Annotated in this window: 20 protein-coding genes and 1 pseudogene; 13 read left to right on the forward strand and 8 right to left on the reverse strand. The window is 34.2% G+C overall.

All coding sequences use genetic code 11. The features are described 5' to 3' along the window. Positions 1-22: 22 nt before the first annotated feature. The gene (locus tag FH036_RS12250) at positions 23-688 is read right to left on the reverse strand and encodes a DUF421 domain-containing protein (RefSeq protein WP_000923934.1); all 666 of its coding nucleotides are present in this window, start codon (positions 686-688) and stop codon (positions 23-25) included. 187 nt (positions 689-875) lie between these two features. Here FH036_RS12250 and FH036_RS12255 point away from each other — a divergent pair, with 187 nt between their 5' ends. The 4 genes from FH036_RS12255 to FH036_RS12270 all read left to right on the forward strand — a co-directional run bounded on the left by FH036_RS12255 (position 876) and on the right by FH036_RS12270 (position 3541). After that, on the forward strand, positions 876-1427 hold the full coding sequence (locus tag FH036_RS12255; RefSeq protein ID WP_306821671.1) for a YdcF family protein: 552 nt from the start codon (positions 876-878) through the stop codon (positions 1425-1427). A gap of 146 nt (positions 1428-1573) precedes the next feature. Continuing rightward, complete coding sequence (locus FH036_RS12260; protein WP_000678037.1) at positions 1574-1891, forward strand: magnetosome magnetite crystal formation protein family; 318 nt, start codon at positions 1574-1576, stop codon at positions 1889-1891. Positions 1892-2123: 232 nt separating this feature from the next. Further along, the gene (nfsA, locus tag FH036_RS12265; RefSeq protein ID WP_001004534.1) at positions 2124-2858 is read left to right on the forward strand and encodes an oxygen-insensitive NADPH nitroreductase; all 735 of its coding nucleotides are present in this window, start codon (positions 2124-2126) and stop codon (positions 2856-2858) included. A gap of 98 nt (positions 2859-2956) precedes the next feature. After that, entirely contained in the window at positions 2957-3541 is a 585-nt protein-coding gene (locus FH036_RS12270; RefSeq protein WP_139895796.1) for a type 1 glutamine amidotransferase family protein, read from the forward strand. A 132-nt stretch (positions 3542-3673) separates the two neighbouring features. Here the strand turns inward: FH036_RS12270 and FH036_RS12275 are convergent, their stop codons facing one another. From FH036_RS12275 to FH036_RS12300, 6 genes and pseudogenes are all read right to left on the reverse strand, one after another. Beyond that, complete coding sequence (locus tag FH036_RS12275) at positions 3674-4399, reverse strand: sulfite exporter TauE/SafE family protein (RefSeq protein ID WP_001092067.1); 726 nt, start codon at positions 4397-4399, stop codon at positions 3674-3676. Between the two features lie 105 nt (positions 4400-4504). Next, positions 4505-5725: an MFS transporter gene (locus FH036_RS12280; protein ID WP_000791686.1), complete on the reverse strand. Its 1221-nt coding sequence runs from the start codon at positions 5723-5725 to the stop codon at positions 4505-4507. Positions 5726-5744: 19 nt separating this feature from the next. Next, positions 5745-6194 (reverse strand): ArsR/SmtB family transcription factor, encoded by a 450-nt coding sequence (locus FH036_RS12285; RefSeq protein ID WP_000459093.1) that lies wholly within the window; start codon positions 6192-6194, stop codon positions 5745-5747. A gap of 128 nt (positions 6195-6322) precedes the next feature. Next, positions 6323-6619, reverse strand: a pseudogene (locus FH036_RS12290) (MFS transporter); the annotation flags it as partial. A 3-nt stretch (positions 6620-6622) separates the two neighbouring features. Beyond that, complete coding sequence (locus FH036_RS12295; protein ID WP_000589717.1) at positions 6623-7090, reverse strand: VOC family protein; 468 nt, start codon at positions 7088-7090, stop codon at positions 6623-6625. Between the two features lie 166 nt (positions 7091-7256). Continuing rightward, positions 7257-7376, reverse strand: a complete 120-nt coding sequence (locus FH036_RS12300) for a YjcZ family sporulation protein (protein WP_000120179.1) — start codon at positions 7374-7376, stop codon at positions 7257-7259. Between the two features lie 239 nt (positions 7377-7615). Between FH036_RS12300 and FH036_RS12305 the strand changes: the two genes are divergently transcribed. After that, complete coding sequence (locus FH036_RS12305) at positions 7616-7834, forward strand: aspartyl-phosphate phosphatase Spo0E family protein (RefSeq protein WP_002091864.1); 219 nt, start codon at positions 7616-7618, stop codon at positions 7832-7834. 53 nt (positions 7835-7887) lie between these two features. Then, positions 7888-8076 (forward strand): RNA chaperone Hfq, encoded by a 189-nt coding sequence (hfq, locus tag FH036_RS12310; protein WP_000400661.1) that lies wholly within the window; start codon positions 7888-7890, stop codon positions 8074-8076. A 27-nt stretch (positions 8077-8103) separates the two neighbouring features. On the opposite strand, the gene FH036_RS12315 is transcribed toward hfq, so the two are convergent. Then, positions 8104-8706, reverse strand: coding sequence for an HD domain-containing protein (locus tag FH036_RS12315; protein WP_000400760.1), 603 nt, complete (start codon positions 8704-8706; stop codon positions 8104-8106). A gap of 172 nt (positions 8707-8878) precedes the next feature. Between FH036_RS12315 and FH036_RS12320 the strand changes: the two genes are divergently transcribed. The 7 genes from FH036_RS12320 (at position 8879) to FH036_RS12350 (ending at position 17007) form a co-directional block, all read left to right on the forward strand. Beyond that, complete coding sequence (locus FH036_RS12320) at positions 8879-9712, forward strand: flagellar motor protein MotP (RefSeq protein ID WP_000502136.1); 834 nt, start codon at positions 8879-8881, stop codon at positions 9710-9712. A gap of 22 nt (positions 9713-9734) precedes the next feature. Next, entirely contained in the window at positions 9735-10412 is a 678-nt protein-coding gene (locus FH036_RS12325; protein ID WP_000596046.1) for an OmpA family protein, read from the forward strand. Between the two features lie 149 nt (positions 10413-10561). Continuing rightward, positions 10562-10930, forward strand: coding sequence for a response regulator (locus FH036_RS12330; protein WP_000940577.1), 369 nt, complete (start codon positions 10562-10564; stop codon positions 10928-10930). 128 nt (positions 10931-11058) lie between these two features. After that, positions 11059-13071: a chemotaxis protein CheA gene (locus FH036_RS12335; RefSeq protein ID WP_138322228.1), complete on the forward strand. Its 2013-nt coding sequence runs from the start codon at positions 11059-11061 to the stop codon at positions 13069-13071. A gap of 182 nt (positions 13072-13253) precedes the next feature. Then, the gene (locus FH036_RS12340) at positions 13254-14894 is read left to right on the forward strand and encodes a flagellar motor switch protein (RefSeq protein WP_073529941.1); all 1641 of its coding nucleotides are present in this window, start codon (positions 13254-13256) and stop codon (positions 14892-14894) included. Positions 14895-14910: 16 nt separating this feature from the next. Then, positions 14911-16263 carry an Ig-like domain-containing protein gene (locus tag FH036_RS12345; protein ID WP_139895797.1) on the forward strand — a complete coding sequence of 451 codons (1353 nt, stop codon included), beginning with the start codon at positions 14911-14913 and terminating at the stop codon, positions 16261-16263. A 27-nt stretch (positions 16264-16290) separates the two neighbouring features. Beyond that, positions 16291-17007, forward strand: coding sequence for a hypothetical protein (locus FH036_RS12350; RefSeq protein ID WP_044790351.1), 717 nt, complete (start codon positions 16291-16293; stop codon positions 17005-17007). The last annotated feature ends 54 nt before the right edge of the window (positions 17008-17061 follow it).

Raw genomic sequence — 17061 nt, forward strand, 5'->3', positions numbered from 1 at the left:
CTTGAGCAAGTAAGGGGATTTTTTATTTTTTTAAACTGATAGCAAAAGATCCATCAATTTCTTGAACAGAAGCAAAGGCAACGTTTTTAATATTTGTAATTCCTTTTTCTTTTAACTCTTTATATAACCACTTTTTGTCTTTATGAATTAACTTTAAGTTATCGTATTGAATTTGTGAATCAACGATAAGGGCAATTGGTAATCCAGCATACTTAACATCTATATTCAAATCTTTCGGAGTTAATGGGACAAGTTCACGCTTTGGTAAAATGCTAATGGCTCCATTCGCTTCTAAAATAGCGTATTCAATTTCATGAACACTTGGGTATCCTGCGACGCGAAGATTAGAAAGTAATTCAGCAATGGGATACCTACTTTTTTGTAAGTTCTCAAAAATAATATCACCATGTTTAATTAAAATAATCGGGTGCCCGAGAATAAAACGATTTAGTTTGTTGAATAGGCTTAATTTTGTAAGGATTAAATGCAAACATGTAATAACGACCATACCGAGAAAAGCTTGCAAAGCACCAGAGACTGGTATGGCTTGAAAAGCTAAATAAGATAAAAAGATAATAGCACCAAAATCATGAGGAGTTAGTTGTGCTAAAGCTGATTTACCGAGCATCTTAAGTGATAGTAAAAATAAAATAAAAAAGAACGATACGTTACATAAAAAGAGAAGCAATAGAGACACTCCTTCGTGCAAAGTTGTACTTACTGTTCCCGAAAGAAATATAAATATTACTTTCTAGAGGATAAATTAGGTTGAATTGGAATTTGTCTGTATACAAACAAATAAATGGATATTATCATGAAAGAAGCAAAGAACATAGGAGTATATGGATATGAAAAAGAAAAAAATAATGAAGTATATGATAGGAATTATAATGGTTTGCGCCGTTTATGTGGGATTTTTACAATATAACATTTATAAGCATGGGCAAATGAATGCGACCTATGAAGCTGATTATATCATTGTATTAGGATCGAAAGTGAACGGAACGAAACCATCGTACTCATTGCAATATCGTATTGATAAAGCAGCTGAGTATTTGAAATCACATGAGAAAGCAATTGCTATTGTATCTGGAGGGAAAGGAAAAGGGGAAGATATTTCAGAAGCATTAGCAATGAAAAATGGATTAATGAAACTAAAAATTGAAGAAGACCGCATTATCATGGAAGATAAGTCAACGAGTACAGATGAAAATATTAAATTCTCAAAACCTTTAATTCCGGACAATATGAAAAAAGGAATGATCGTAACAAACGATTTCCACATGTTTAGAGCGAAAAAAATAGCAGCTAAGCAAGGTTTACAATTAGAAGGTCTTCCGGCCGAAACACCGAAGCGAATTGTCATTCCATCGAATATACGAGAGTATTTAGCTATTACGCAATATTGGTTTATGAATCGAATATAGTGAAAGTGATCCCGCCTAGCATTATAGGCGGGATTTTTTGAGGGGAATCTTACAAATATGTCATCTTAATGAAAGGTAAAGCGATAGTTTCTAGAATGGATTCCTGACATAATGAAGATAACAAAAACTATTTAGAGGTGAATCGGATGAAAGGAAATAATATATTATCTTCACTATGTTACTTTAGTATCTTTTTTGCCCCATTTTTATTACCAATTATCGTGTACTTCGTTGCAGAGGATGAAGTGAAATATCACGCGAAAAAAGCATTTTGGTCACATATTTTCCCATATGCAATTTTATTCGGAGGGATAGCGATATCAGGAATATACGGTTTAGGATTCAATCAATCTGATGGTGCTGGAATTGGGATCATGATCACATATGCAGTATTCATTCTTGTAGGGATTTATTACTTCATTTGGAATATCGTAAAAGGTGTTAAAGTGTTGAAAACAGCGTAATAAGATAAGGAATAATTCGGAGTGAGTTTGTCGTTATTTGTCGGTAAGTCGATATAGTGCAGGGAATCGTTGATATATTGAAAAAATCGACGATATAATTTCATTTACCGTATTAATAGATCTTTTAAAAAGAGCAATTCAAAAAGAATTGCTCTTTTTGTGCTTATAAGTTGTGAATATTGGAAAAGATATGTTAATTTTTCAATAGGAAGAGAAAAAAGGAGTGATTTTCATGAATGAGATGATACATAAAATGGAGCAACACGTTTCAGTTCGTAAATATAAAGAAGAATCCATTCCGAAAGATGTAGTAGAAAGAATGGTGCAAGCTGCGCAGCATGCTGCTTCCTCGCATTTTGTACAGGCTTATTCTGTTATATATGTAACAGATCAAGACTTAAAGGCGAAACTAGCAGAGTTATCCGGAAATCGTCATGTGAAAGATTGCGCAGCATTCTTTGTTTGTTGTGCAGATTTAAAACGACTTGAAATGGCATGTGAAAAACATGGTACCGAGATAAAACATGAAGGAGTAGAAGACTTTATCGTTGCGACAGTAGATGCTTCACTTTTCGCACAAAACTTGGCGTTAGCAGCAGAATCGTTAGGATACGGTATTTGTTATATTGGTGGTATTCGTAATAATCCGAGAGAAGTGAGCGAATTGCTTCATTTACCGGATAAAGTATATCCTGTATTCGGAATGACAGTCGGTGTACCAGATGAAGATCACGGAGTGAAACCACGTTTACCGATAGCAGCAATCCTTCATGAAAATGGATATGATGAAAAGAAATATGATGAATTATTAAATGAATACGATGAAACGATGAGCGCGTATTATAAAGAAAGATCATCAAATAAGAAAAACGCAACATGGACGGAATCGATGAGTTCGTTTATGTCTAAAGAAAAAAGAATGCATATGAAAGAGTTTTTAAGTGAAAAAGGATTTAATAAGAAGTGAGCAAAGAGAGCAAAGAGGCAAACCTGTGATGCAGGTTTGCTTTTTTTTTGGAGGAGAAAGGTGATTGTCTTCGAATAAGTATAGGGGGAGGAGATAATATGAGAAAAGCTTTAATTTTTTTGTTTGATGGATTTGCAGAATTTGAAGTGAATATAGCGAGTTTATTTTTGATAAGTAAGCAATTTGAAATAATAACAGCAACTGTAGACGGAAAAACAGTTACAGGAGAAGGCGGTTTTTTGTGTCAACCACATGTCTCTATTGAGCAAATTAAAATAGAGGACTATGAAGTGTTTATCGTACCAGGCGGACATATTTTTGATCATTTAGAAAATGAACAATTGTTATCTATTGTGAACAAATTACATAAGCAAAATAAATGGATAGCGGGTATTTGTGCCGGAACATCTTTATTACATGCAGCAGGGGTGCTGAATAAGAAGAAATTCTCAACATCATTAACATCAGATGAAAAACAATTAGCTCATTTACATGAATGGGAATATAAACAAAACAAAGATGTAACGGTTGATGGAAAAATAATAACAGCGGTAGGGTCTGCGTACGTTGAATTTGCTACTGAAATAATGAGGCAGCTCAATTTATTTAATGAAGCTGAAGCGAAGGAGAACTTGCAATACTTTAAAAATGTAACAGAGCTTTGTGATGAAACGTTAGTATAAGTGAATAATTTAATTGTTAATACCTAAGTTCAGAATGTAGATACTCCTTTCTGAACTTAGGTATTTTATTTGTTATCACGTTTAAAAATATTGAAAACTTATCCGCCGTTATGACACATACTAAAGCACCTTCTATAACGAATGCAAACTTTCAATAAGAAGATATATGCCCGTGCAACTTAAAAGGATGTACGTAAATATTTTAAAAATCCGTTGATTAAGCCATTTGAAAATAATTTGACCTATATACAAACCTAGAAATACGATTGGAATAGCGTAAAAACTTGATTCCCAAATTATCTTGTTTGTGCCAGTAAAGAGTATTTGCGTTAGTAGACTAATGAAATATATAAATAGATAAAAAGCTAAAGTAGTTGCTCTCAGCTTCTCTTTTTTTGTATCAGTTCCTGTAAAGTACAGTAACAGGGGTGGTCCTGGCATACCGATACTTGTCGTTAAAAGACCGGATAATCCGCCAACTATGAAATCTCTAGATTTTGTTGATTGAATCTTAAAGTTACAGATTAGCATCAAAGTTAATAGTAAGAGTAGGATGCTAATTGCTAATTTAAATGTGTTGATGTTAATAGAAGTGAAAATGATAATACCAAAAGGAACACCAACTATACTGCCGAAAATTAATCTTTTCAGTAGAATACAATCAATGTCCATTCTTATTTTCCAAATGAGTGATATAGAAATAATGAATGATAAAATGATATTTATTTGTATAGCTTCTTGTGGTAGAAATAATATGAGTAAGAAAGGTGTTGCCATAATAGAAAAGCCAAAACCGGTACTTGTTTGTAAAATAGAAGCTACTAATATAATACAAATGAACATGAATATAGTATTCAAAAAAGCCCCCCCACATAATCAAGTTTCATTAATATTTTAACATAAAGTAAAACTTTAATCAGTGAGGGCTTACTACCTAGCAAATCGCCGCTTGTTATGTTGCGGTTAATATTCCAATGATGATCCTGTAGCCTTAAAATATTTTTCTCGTGAAGGCGTCATTACTCGGATTGCTAATAAACAGGAAAGGAAAAGGATGAGTAACGAGCTACTTATTACAGTCATTTGAACGGAAAGAAATTGTGCGGATGCTCCAATTGCTAAAATGAAAAAGATTTGGATAAAACTTTTTATGGAATCAAATACGCTATCGATACGTCCTATCATATGAACCGGGATGTTATTTTGATAAAATGTAAAAAAGCCAGTACCAGCAAATGATGAAGAAATGCCAAGTAAAATGAAACCGCCTGCCGCGACGATAAATGAATTTGAAAAGGCGAAAATTACATAGCCTATTGCTGTGAAAATTGTCCCTAATCCGATACAATATTGAATTGGTAAACGTTTGGCAAAGAGAGAGACAAGAAATGAACCGGAAACGTAAGCAGCGCCAGTTATACTAACAAGCATACTGTATTCTATATCGGTTAAAAACAGTACTTGTCTTGTAAAAACAACTTCTTGTGAATCAAGTGCCATAGCGACAAGCATAGTCGCTTGAAATAAAACGAATATGAGAATAATGTACGTTTCAGTTCGAGCGAAGGAAAAAACTTGTTTCCAATCACTTCGTAATGTTTGTACGAAAGTATTTGCAACTTCTTCGTTTTGCTTTGTTTGTAATGCAATGTTTGGCAAGAAGTAAATGAAAATGGTAGAAAGTAGAAAGGAAAGTGAGTTGCAGTAAATTACAAAGGATGCTGAGTGCGTGGTGAGAAGTATTCCAGCAAGAGCTGGACCGATAATGAAAGCTCCGCTTGTACAAAAGCTACTCCAAGCGTTGAATTGAGCGCGTTCTTCAGCACGTATAAGCATTGTTTTATAAGAAAATGAAGCCGGATCGAAAAATGATGTAGCAATGCGAGTCAAAAAGATAAAAATGTAAATGGCCCAAATAGAATCAAATAGTGGTATACAGCCAATGAGAGCTGCCCGAATGATATCTGTGATAAGCATAATGGACCGTTTGTTTAATCGATCTACTATGCTACCAGACCAAATTTTTGTAACAACGGTCGCAATTGGACCGACAATCCATAATCCTGCTACAGCAGCAGGAGAGTTTGTGCTATGTAACACCATTACGTTTAAGGCGATGAGATACATAAAATCACCTAAACGAGAAATTCCTGTTCCCGACAATAATAATAATTTATTTTTCATGAGCAGATGGACCTTTCTTTCATTGTTTTTTTATCCTGCAGGAAATAGCGTATTCCTCTTCAGAGTTTGATTGACGAGCGGTTTTGTTTTCCCAGCGTAATAAAACTTGTGTAACCTCCCAAGTAAGTTGTTGTAATTCCTCTGGCGTTAAAAATAAATGAGAAACAATATGACTACCTGTATTCGTTCCCTCTGTGCCGCTTTCTTCAATATAGAAATGAGCAGATTTTGCCTTGTAATATTTTTCAATAATCCCTCGTTTTTCCTTCGTGTCTACTAATTCAAGTAACCCTCCATCATATAAAATTTGAACGTGATAATGTACGCTACCAGTAGATTTGTTTAGTTTAGTAGCTACTTGTTTTGCAGTGAGTGCTTCGTCTTTTAAAAGGTGAAGAATTTGAATACGAGTTGCGTTGGAAATGAGCTTCTGCTGTTCAGCTGAAATAGTAAGTCTATCGTCAAACATTATGGCATCCCCTTTCTTATAATCTAAATTTATTGTACATTCTAAAAAATTAGAACGTAAGGAAAATAAATCGTCTTTTTCCTTTATATTTCGACATAAATAAAAATAGCATGTACATAAACATGCTATTAAGTAATAGTAGATTCTTCATTAAGTTTCCCGCGATAATACAAGAACAGCCATATAAAACTAACAAAAATACAACATGTAGCTAGAAAACTACCAATCATTTGAGGAGAAAGGATTTCTAATAGCCATCCTGTAATGAACATAGATAACTGTATGAGCGAACCATAAATTGAGTAATGAAAGGAAAAAACTTTACCAATCATATTTTCGTGCGTGTAAGTTTGAAGTAATGTCGTATCAAGTGGAACGATGATTCCTCCTGCTATGCGCATACATAGTAATGTAATGATACCGAAAGCTCAACCCTTATGTAATGATGATGCTTGAATTTGTTTTTTCCATTCACTTAAATACACTTTCTTTTCTGAAGGAAGTCCAACAGGTAATTGTGCAATCAATTCTAAACTATTTCCATCAGGATCGTTAAAGTATACAGCGGCATGTGCTAATTCTGGAAAAACAATCGGTTCAATTGGCTCCATTCCAAAGTCTTTTCGTGCTGAAATGCCTTTTTGGTTTAGCCAATGTATCGCATGTTCTAAATCATGTAAACTTACTTGAAAGGCGATGTGTCGTAAAGAGGGATGATAATTTACTTTGTATTCTGTACCTTCCCAAAGACCGAGCCAACTTTCATTTTCTTTAATCCAAAAGAAAGCAATATCGTCTCCTCTTTTATATAATTTTAGTCCTAGCGATTCGTAAAAAGGTATAGACACTTCTAAGCTACGGACGGGTAAATGTGCTTCGTAAAGACCTTTAATCATGGTAATCCTCCTAAGTAAAAATATTTCTTATTTCATAGTAAACGTTTTTTTATTAGTTGAAATCAGAAAAAGGAGGGACATAACTTCATACGAAAGTATGAAAAAACAGCTCAAATATGAGCTGTTTTCTTATAGTTTTTCGTTCATTTGTTAAGGATAGGATATATTAGTATCCGTATCCGCCGCCACCCCAACAGCTACATCCGATGATGATTAGAAGGATGAATAGTACGATAAGCAAAGCAAATCCACCGCCGAAACCAGCGCAACTTCCACCATAACTCATATGTTTTCCTCCTTTTGAGTAAGTTAATCTATATAATTCATGGACTACTGTATACAGTATGTTTTTCGTATGGAAAAGGAGCCAGTCTCTTTTGTAATTAGACAAATGCCTGTATGGTCATTTTGATTGTATATGGAGCTAGGTGTATGTGAAGAAATCGTTATATATTTCGCGATTTGTTCATAAAAAAATATAAAAATTGTAAAAAAAACCATTTTTATATTTTTTTATGAGAGGATTTGTACTATAATTTTACAAGTAATATTATGGGAAAAGGGAGTTTTAGTGAAGAGATGGAGATGGGACAACTACAAAATAAAATAGAAACTAAAAAGAAAGAGCTAATTCAACTTGTTGCTAGACATGGATTGGATCATGATAAAGTTTTGTTATTTAGCCGAGATTTAGATATACTTATTAATAAGTTTATGAATGTGAAAGATAAAGTACATAAATAAATAATTTGTAGTTTTTTATATTAAGATATTCAACAAAGAGGAGAGAGATATATTTGGAACATTTACAAGAAGAGCTATATAAACAAATAAAAGAAGAAAAAGGTATTGTTACAATTTTTTTAAAGAGTGGCGTTAGAATAGTAGGAGAAGTTGTTGCCATAGACAAATTTACCGTTTTAATGTTAGTTGATGGAAAACAACAACTTATTTACAAGCAGGCTGTATCAACAATAATGAAATAAGACACTCGTACTGAGTGTCTTATTTCATTATTGCTTGCAGGCTTCAACGTCAATGCCGGCAGCTAATAATTTTTTTTCACCATCTTGCTCAATGATTTTTTGTAATTTAGATAGGAAAGAATCAAAGTTTGTATGCTTTGCTACTTGGAATGTCATTTTATGCTCAATTGGCAGCCACGTATCAATATCAGCTTCGTTATGCTGAATTTTTACCTCAAGCTTATCAAGTGCGTTAGCAACTTTTGCTTCATACGTTTCTTTCGCTTCAAACTCCATCCATAAATCATATAATTCCTCGCCGAGAGAACCTTTTAATGTTCGTTTAATATTTGAAATTGCTTCTTGTTCATTTATTTGTTTTTGTAATTGTAATTCATGACTATTCATTGTATCAAAAGCAGGAATATCACCAGCTTCTGCTTCGACTAGATCGTGAATAATCACCATTTTAAGTAATTTTTCAATGTTTACTTTCTGATCTAAATAAGGTTCAACTAAAATGGCCATTAGAGACATGCGCCACGTATGTTCAGCAACACTTTCTTGACGTCCGTTAGAAAGCCAGCTATGTCGCATTTCATATTTTAGTTTTTCTGCTAGTGCAATGACTTGTAAAATGTTATGTTCCATCGTGATCCTCCTCATATTTCCATACTATAATTCTAATATGGAAATGAAATGTGTCAATTTTATGAGTATATTGCGATAAATAGATGATGAGCGTATAATAAGCATTATATGTGAAAACGCATTATTAAAATAAAAAAATGTTTTATAAAAATGAAAAGGAAAGGGCAGGAATATGGGAGACGAAAATCAAGGATTTGCTAGACCAGAAAGAAAAAAAAGGAAGTTTGACATTTCTAGCCCATTTGGCATTTTAGTAGGTTTTGCCATAGTGATAGCGGCAATTATGCTTGGTGGAGGCGGAATAAAAGCTTTTAAAAACTTTTTAGATGTTTCATCTATTTTAATTGTCATAGGGGGAACAACTGCGACAATTGTTGTGGCATATCGATTTGGAGAAATAAAAAAATATACGAAAAGTATTTTTACTGTTTTACATAGAAAAGAAGAGGATTTAGAACAGTTAACGGATTTGTTTGTTGATTTTTCGAAAAAATCTAAAAAACACGGTTTACTTTCTTTAGAGGTTGATGGAGAGCAGGTGGACAATCCTTTTATTCAAAAAGGAATTCGATTAATGTTAAGTGGTTACGATGAAGAGGAATTAAAAGAAGTGTTAATGAAAGATGTTGAAACGGAAGTGTATGAATTAAGAAAAGGGGCAGTATTATTAGATAAAATTGGCGATTTCGCTCCGGCTTGGGGGATGATAGGGACTTTAATTGGTCTTATCATTATGCTTCAAAACTTGCAAGACACATCGCAAATTGGTACAGGGATGGCAGTTGCGATGTTAACGACATTGTATGGATCAGTACTTGCAAATATGATTGCAATCCCTCTTGCTGAAAAAGTGTATCGTGGTATTGAAGATTTATATACAGAGAAGAAGTTTGTTATTGAAGCAATTTCAGAATTGTATCGTGGACAAATTCCGTCTAAATTAAAGTTAAAACTCGATACGTATGTATACGAAACAAAGATAAAAAAAGTAAAACGAGCAGCCTAATATTGCAAGGAGTGGTATGGTGATGATAAAACGACCGCAAAAGGGATCGCCTCGTTGGATGACGACTTTTACAGATTTAACGATGTTATTATTAACTTTCTTTGTATTACTAGTTGCTACTTCAAAGCAGGATGCAGTAAAATTGTCAAAGATGCTTGAAAAGTTTAGTGATACGGAGCAAGTTGATGCAAAAGTAATGGAAAATACTATACCAGATATTTCACATGAAAAAAATGATGAAAAAATGGTCTCAAAAAAGCGAATGGACGACTTGTACAAAAAGTTAAAAGCATATGTAGATAATAACGGTATTAGTCAAGTGAATGTATATCGAGAAGATACAGGGGTAAGCGTTGTTATAGTAGATAATTTAATATTTGATACAGGTGATGCGAACGTTAAGCCTGAAGCAAAAGAAATTATTAGCAAATTAGTCGGATTTTTTCAATCCGTACCAAACTCAATTGTTGTGGAGGGGCATACAGATAGTAGACCGATCCATAATGAAAAGTTCCCTTCTAATTGGGAATTATCTTCAGCACGAGCAGCTAATATGATTCACCATTTAATTGAAGTGTATAATGTGGAGGATAAAAGGTTAGCTGCGGTAGGATATGCAGACACAAAGCCAGTTGTACCGAATGATTCACCGCAAAATTGGGAGAAAAACCGTCGCGTTGTCATTTATATTAAAGAATAGTATTTTAGTATTTTAGTAATAAAATACTAAAATGAAGAAATTCTTTTAAAAAAATATTAAATTTTATCGTTTTATTTTGTATAATGAGTGAGAATGATAAGGTGAAATATTAAGATATATTTATACATAGAAGGAGAGAATCAAAAAGAATGGCACATAAAATTTTAGTTGTAGATGATGCGATGTTCATGCGAACAATGATTAAAAACTTATTAAAAAGTAATTCTGAATTTGAAGTAATCGGAGAAGCGGAAAATGGAGTGGAGGCAATTCAAAAATATAAAGAACTTCAACCTGATATTGTAACATTAGATATTACTATGCCAGAAATGGACGGACTTGAAGCATTAAAAGAAATTATGAAAATTGATTCAAGTGCAAAGGTTGTTATTTGTTCAGCAATGGGACAACAAGGTATGGTATTAGATGCAATTAAGGGCGGGGCAAAAGACTTTATTGTAAAGCCATTCCAAGCAGATCGCGTAATCGAAGCTTTAACAAAAGTAGCAAATAGCTAATATAAAAGGGGTGCCACAAGGAATCAAAACAGTGATAACGGATAGATGTGTGGCCCCTTTTTTCTCATTTTAAAACACTAAATTGTTATACATAAATGAAATGTTTGTTAGACAGGTAGGGGATGAAAATGCAAACAGATCTATTAAATATATTTTTTGAAGAATCGGAAGAACATTTACAGTCGCTAAATGAAAATGTGCTAATTTTAGAGCAGAATCCTACAGATATGGATGTAGTAGGAGAAATATTCCGCTCAGCTCATACGTTCAAAGGTATGTCTGCGAGTATGGAATTTACGGAAATGGCGGATTTAACGCATAAAATGGAAAACGTTTTAGATGAAATTCGTCATGGGAATATAGTAGTACATGCGGATATTATTGATGTGATTTTTGAGTGCATTGATAATTTAGAGAAAATGGTTGCAGATGTGCAGCAAGGCGGAATGGGTAATATTGATGTAGTCGCAACGAAGCAAAAATTAGAAGCGTTATTGAACGGAAATGTAGAAACTTCTATGGAACATGTAGAGCAAGAGTCTATAAACAATGATGATGCAGTTTCGCATGAAGTGCATATAACCGTTGAACAGCAAGCTATTTTAAAAGCAGTACGTGCCATTATGTGTATTGAAGCACTGCAAAATATAGGCGATATACAAAAAACGGTTCCTAGTATTGAAGAAATCGAAGCGGATGCTTTCGGTTTTGAGTTTACAGTATTTATGAATACGGATCGTAGTGAAGAAGAAGTGAAACAGGTAGTGCTTCACGTTTCTGAAATTGAGAAAGTAGTAGTGAAACAAGGAGAATCATTACAGGAAGTAGATTCGATGGTTGCTACGCAAGAAACTACGCAAGTAGAAGAAATGATACAGCCGTCTGTAGTTGCGCAGGTGGAAGCACCTATTGAGACAGCGAAGCAACCTGCAAGTGCTACGCCAACTAAAAGCACTGCAAAAACGAAAAATGCTAAAGGTGAGAATCGTTCCATTCGTGTGCAGCTAGAGAAAATTGAACGATTAATGAACATGTTTGAAGAGAGTGTAATTGAGCGTGGTCGCATAGATGAATTGGCACAAGCAATTCAAAACAAAGAATTAATTGAGCATTTAAATCGATTAGGCGATATTTCAAAAGATATTCAAAATGTACTTCTAAACATGCGTATGGTGCCGATTGAAACAGTCTTTAATCGTTTCCCGCGTATGGTGCGTATGTTAGCGAAAGATTTAGGGAAGAAAATCGATTTACAAATTACGGGTGAAGATACAGAAGTTGATAAAATTGTTATTGATGAAATCGGTGATCCACTCGTTCATTTAATTCGTAATGCAATTGATCATGGTATTGAGACTGTTGAAAAACGTCGTGATGCAGGGAAAAATGAGACGGGTACAATTAAATTAGAAGCGTTCCATAGTGGAAATCATGTCGTAATTCAAATTACGGATGATGGAAATGGAATTCATAAAGGGAAAGTATTAGAAAAAGCGATTAAAAATGGTGTTGTAACAGAATCTGAGGCAAATAAATTAACGGATCGTGAAGTGTTTGATCTCATTTTCCAACCAGGATTTAGTACAGCAGAAGTAGTATCGGATCTTTCGGGGCGCGGGGTTGGATTAGATGTTGTAAAACATACAATTCATAGTTTAGGTGGACATTTAATTATTGATTCAGAAGAAGGAAAGGGAAGTACATTTAGAATTGAACTTCCATTAACGTTGTCCATTATTCAATCTATGCTTGTTCAAACGAATGATAAACGTTATGCTTTACCTCTTGGTAATATTGTTGAAGCAATTCGAATTAAGAGAGAAGACATCCAATCCATACAAGGAAAAGATGTGTTAAACTATCGTGATCAAATTATTGAAGTGAAGCATTTAAGTACTGTATTTGGTGAAAAAACAGTAGATGAGGCATTTGAATCATATGAAAGTCAAATGGTTCCTGTGTTAATTGTTCGTAATACACATCGTAGCTATGGGCTTATTGTAAACACAATTATCGGTCAAAGAGAAATAGTCTTAAAGTCATTAGGTGATTTCTTTGCAGAGAGTTCGAACTATTTCTCTGGCGCGACGATTCTCGGCGATGGACGAGTGGTCCTCATTTTAAACCCCGAAGGTTTATAATAGGAATGAAGGAAAGCTCCCCACTTGTATACAATTGGGGAGCTTTTTGGTTAACTATTAATATAAAAAATTAATATATATAACAGGAAATAAATACATGTTCACGATTTACGTAATAAGTTTGTTAAAATGTAATGAGTGTATTCATTTAATAGAAAAACAAAAATGAGGAGGCAGGGAAAATGCCTGAGCAACACACAAAAGGGGATACGAGCACAATTGTGCTAGAAAAAGAAAAGGAGCTTTTAACGCCTCAAGAATGTGATATTCTTGGCGAAATTGCAAATATATCATTTGGCTCTGCTTCGACAGTATTATCAACGATTTTAAATAGGCAAGTAAGTATAACTGCTCCTCATGTAGAGTTAGTGGATTTATACGATACAAGTGATGTTGAGGTTCCTCATGTTGTATTAAATATTCATTTTACAAAAGGATTAGATATGGAAAATCTACTTGTCCTTCAGCAAGATGTTGCTTTATCTATTGCTGATTTAATGATGATGGGGACAGGTGAAGTGGAAGAGGGAAAAGAACTTGGCGAATTAGAGCTAAGTGCTGTACAAGAAGCGATGAACCAGATGATGGGATTTGCAGCGACGTCTATGTCGGAATTCTTCCAAGATACAGTAGACATGTCACCGCCGACAATTAAAGTCGTAAAGTTATTAGAAGAGATGGAGAAAATCTCTGGAATAACTGGAAATAACACGATTGTGAAAGTGTCGTTTGACCTTAAAATAGATAATCTTGTAAACTCTAAACTCGTACAAATTGTTTCAGTTGAACATGCGAAACAAATGATAAATAAATTACTACAATTATCTGGTGGCGTAGAAGAGCAAGACGAGCCAGCAGAAGTAGCGGAAGCTGAGATTGTAGAAGAACATGTTAAAAAAGAACAGTTAACGCAAGAAGAGAAAGATGTACTTGGGGAAATTGCCAATATTTCCATCGGTTCAGCTTCAACGGTATTATCAACGCTTTTAAATCAGCCGGTTACGATTAGTACACCCAATGTAGAAGCGATTAATGTGCGTCATTATGACGGTGTACCGGTACCCTTTGTGATTTTAAATGTCGATTTTGTTGAAGGTTTAAAGAATGAGAACGTATTCGTATTTACGAAAGATGTTGCTTTGACAATGGTAGATTTAATGATGATGGGAACAGGGGAGATTGATCCAGAGAAAGAGCTTAGTGAATTAGAGCTGAGCGGTATTAAAGAAATCATGAACCAAATGATGGGGCATGCGGCAACAGCGATGTCAGAAATGTTTAAAGAGAAGATGGACATGACGCCACCAGACGTCAAATTTGTCACGTTAAAAGAAGAAATGGAATATTTGGGAGAGTCAATGGAAGTGGATGAACTCGTTCAAATTACGTTCAACCTTGAAATTGGTGACTTGCTTCAATCGAAAATGTATCAAATTTTACCGATTTCAGAAGCGAAAGAAATGGTAAGACGACTGCTATATCCAATGGTGGAAGCAGAAGAAGAGATTGCAGAGGAAGAAATGGAAGAAGAGGTTGTAGAACCTGTTGTACAACCTATTGAATTTAAAGAAGTGAAACAAATTGAGCCAGTGTATATGGATACATCTATTCTACAAAATGTAGAAATGAATGTGAAATTTGTATTTGGAAGTACAGTGAAAACGATTCAAGATATATTAAGTTTACAAGAAAATGAAGCCGTTGTATTAGATGAAGATATTGATGAACCAATTCGAATTTATGTAAATGATGTATTGGTGGCGTATGGTGAACTTGTAAATGTAGATGGATTTTTCGGAGTAAAAGTGACGAAATCACTATAAGGCGTTGAAATAGTAGATGAAAAGCGTAAAGTTTTTTCTAATTTGCTGGCTATGCATACATGTGTGCTTGCTCTTCCCACTGCAAAGTCAGGCGGAAGAGCAAAATGTGCCAGAACAAAATATAAATGAAGTGAATGTACAAGAAGAGAATAAGGAAGTTCAAGAACAGCCAGAACAAGTGGAAATAAAGCAAGATAAAGAGGAACAACAAGAAGTAAAGAATGAACAAGAAACCGAAAAAAAGATAGAGACGGATCAAGGGATTATTACAATAAATAAGCGAGAATTAAAGGTTGGCGAAGAAGTACGGATTATTGTAGAGCCAAAAGAGACAAATATTCAAAGTATAAAAGGTATGTTGCGTTTGCCAAAAAACAGTAATCTGTATGAGCAAGAAAGAATGATATCTTTTGACTATGAAGAAGAGAAGAAGCGATGGATTGCTAACTATAAGGTCGGGATTTTTGATTTGCAAGGTGATTGGAACCTTCAGCTTATTCAAAGTTTTAAAGAAAATGAGAAAGAAGAGCTTATAGAAAATGAAGTGAAAGTCCCACTTATTCGTATAAATAATGAAACGCCAACAATAGATAAAGAGATGCCGAAGTTGCATAAAGTCACTATTGACGAGGCGAAGGAGAATGTAATCGAACGAAAACGAGGCGATTCTATACGTGTAAGAGTGAAGGCGGCAGACGTGGAATCGGTTGTGAAAGAAGTTCGTGTTACATTAAAAGGAAAAGAAAATAAAGAGATTACATTTTTATTAGATTACAATAAGCGCGACATGGAATGGCAAAAAGTATTTGAAATAACAGATGCATTGCCAAATGGGACATACGAGCTACTTGTAGAGGTAGTAGATGCGGCTGGAAATAAACTCGTTGAAGAAAGTGAGTATGTCGTTTCTGTTTTGGAACAAAAAACAGAAGAGGATAAAAAGACAGAAGAACGAGAGAAAGAAGATAAATTAGAAAATAAACTAGAAGATAAGAAAGAAACTGAGAAGCAGGAAGACACGAAAGTAGAAATCCCGCTTCAGGAAGAAAAACAGCCAGTTGTTCAAATTCCGAAAAAAGAAGAGAAAGTAAACGACCTTATAAAAGAACCATTGAAAGAGAACGAAAAAATTACTTATGTTATAAAAGAGCCTCTCACAGACAACAAGGAAGTAAATAATACGAAGGCTCAAAAAGATAAAGATAATAACAATCAAGTCATTTTGAAAAAGAAAGAAAAAAAAGAAGAGCCAGAAGATAAGAAAGAAACTAAAAGTGACCATGGAATACAAGCTTCTAATGTATTTGCTATTATGTCAGGTTTATTCGTACTATTTTTAGTTTTAAAGAGCAATAAAGAATGGGGCTAATTATTTCATCATAGTGGAGGCGCTTAAATGGAAATTAAACGTACGACAATTGAAAATAAGACGCTACAACCATTAAAACAGCCTGCAGCTATTTCAGAACATGAAATCCAGAAAGAACGAAAGCATAGCAATCTAGTGTTTACTGGACAGTCTAAAATTATTTCGAAAAATAACGAAATAGGGATTTTACTTGCGAGTTTAGGTGATGGAAAGGTTATGAAGGAAATGCTTTCTAAAGAGATGGATACAGTATTACAACTCTTTAAAAAGTTACATACATTATCTGGAGAAGGAAAGCAAACAGATAAAATATTTGAACAAGTAATGAGAAGCTTACAAGGGCTTGTGAAACAGGCGCATATAAAAGAACTGCCTTTATTAGATGGAACGTATGATTTCGCTGAAGTGCAACTATCATTTGGTAGAAAGGTACACATTCCGTTATTAGATGTAAGTGCACTCCTCTCTAGCGTGGAGAGTGACTCGTCAGAAGGAAATATAAATTTAATGGTAACGGTTATTACTGCGTATATAACGAAATTGTCTAACGAAACCATTTTAATTAGCGTCACAGATCGCACAGCTAAAGAGCGGGATGCAAGTGTATGGAGAGCACTTGCAGAAATGAATATGACACAATTATCACAGGCGTTGAAACAAACGGTGCAAGAACATAAATGGTCTATGACGTTTCTTTTTCTCTTTATATGGGTTGTTTGCATTATTTTAATTCGAGTTATATAAGAAATGAACGGAACCAAGCAATTCCTTGTTATGAATGTAGTAAATAAATATAAA

The organism is Bacillus sp. CD3-5, assembly GCF_006349665.1.
GTDB lineage: Bacteria > Bacillota > Bacilli > Bacillales > Bacillaceae_G > Bacillus_A > Bacillus_A paranthracis.

Coding starts and splice junctions, on each gene's coding strand:
- FH036_RS12255 (WP_306821671.1), top strand. CDS start 876: ATGATAGGAATTATAATGGTTTGCGCCGTTTATGTGGGATTTTTACAA.
- FH036_RS12260 (WP_000678037.1), top strand. CDS start 1,574: ATGAAAGGAAATAATATATTATCTTCACTATGTTACTTTAGTATCTTT.
- nfsA (WP_001004534.1), top strand. CDS start 2,124: ATGAATGAGATGATACATAAAATGGAGCAACACGTTTCAGTTCGTAAA.
- FH036_RS12270 (WP_139895796.1), top strand. CDS start 2,957: ATGAGAAAAGCTTTAATTTTTTTGTTTGATGGATTTGCAGAATTTGAA.
- FH036_RS12280 (WP_000791686.1), bottom strand. CDS start 5,725: ATGAAAAATAAATTATTATTATTGTCGGGAACAGGAATTTCTCGTTTA.
- FH036_RS12285 (WP_000459093.1), bottom strand. CDS start 6,194: ATGTTTGACGATAGACTTACTATTTCAGCTGAACAGCAGAAGCTCATT.
- FH036_RS12295 (WP_000589717.1), bottom strand. CDS start 7,090: ATGATTAAAGGTCTTTACGAAGCACATTTACCCGTCCGTAGCTTAGAA.
- FH036_RS12300 (WP_000120179.1), bottom strand. CDS start 7,376: ATGAGTTATGGTGGAAGTTGCGCTGGTTTCGGCGGTGGATTTGCTTTG.
- FH036_RS12315 (WP_000400760.1), bottom strand. CDS start 8,706: ATGGAACATAACATTTTACAAGTCATTGCACTAGCAGAAAAACTAAAA.
- FH036_RS12320 (WP_000502136.1), top strand. CDS start 8,879: ATGGGAGACGAAAATCAAGGATTTGCTAGACCAGAAAGAAAAAAAAGG.
- FH036_RS12325 (WP_000596046.1), top strand. CDS start 9,735: ATGATAAAACGACCGCAAAAGGGATCGCCTCGTTGGATGACGACTTTT.
- FH036_RS12330 (WP_000940577.1), top strand. CDS start 10,562: ATGGCACATAAAATTTTAGTTGTAGATGATGCGATGTTCATGCGAACA.
- FH036_RS12335 (WP_138322228.1), top strand. CDS start 11,059: ATGCAAACAGATCTATTAAATATATTTTTTGAAGAATCGGAAGAACAT.
- FH036_RS12340 (WP_073529941.1), top strand. CDS start 13,254: ATGCCTGAGCAACACACAAAAGGGGATACGAGCACAATTGTGCTAGAA.
- FH036_RS12345 (WP_139895797.1), top strand. CDS start 14,911: ATGAAAAGCGTAAAGTTTTTTCTAATTTGCTGGCTATGCATACATGTG.
- FH036_RS12350 (WP_044790351.1), top strand. CDS start 16,291: ATGGAAATTAAACGTACGACAATTGAAAATAAGACGCTACAACCATTA.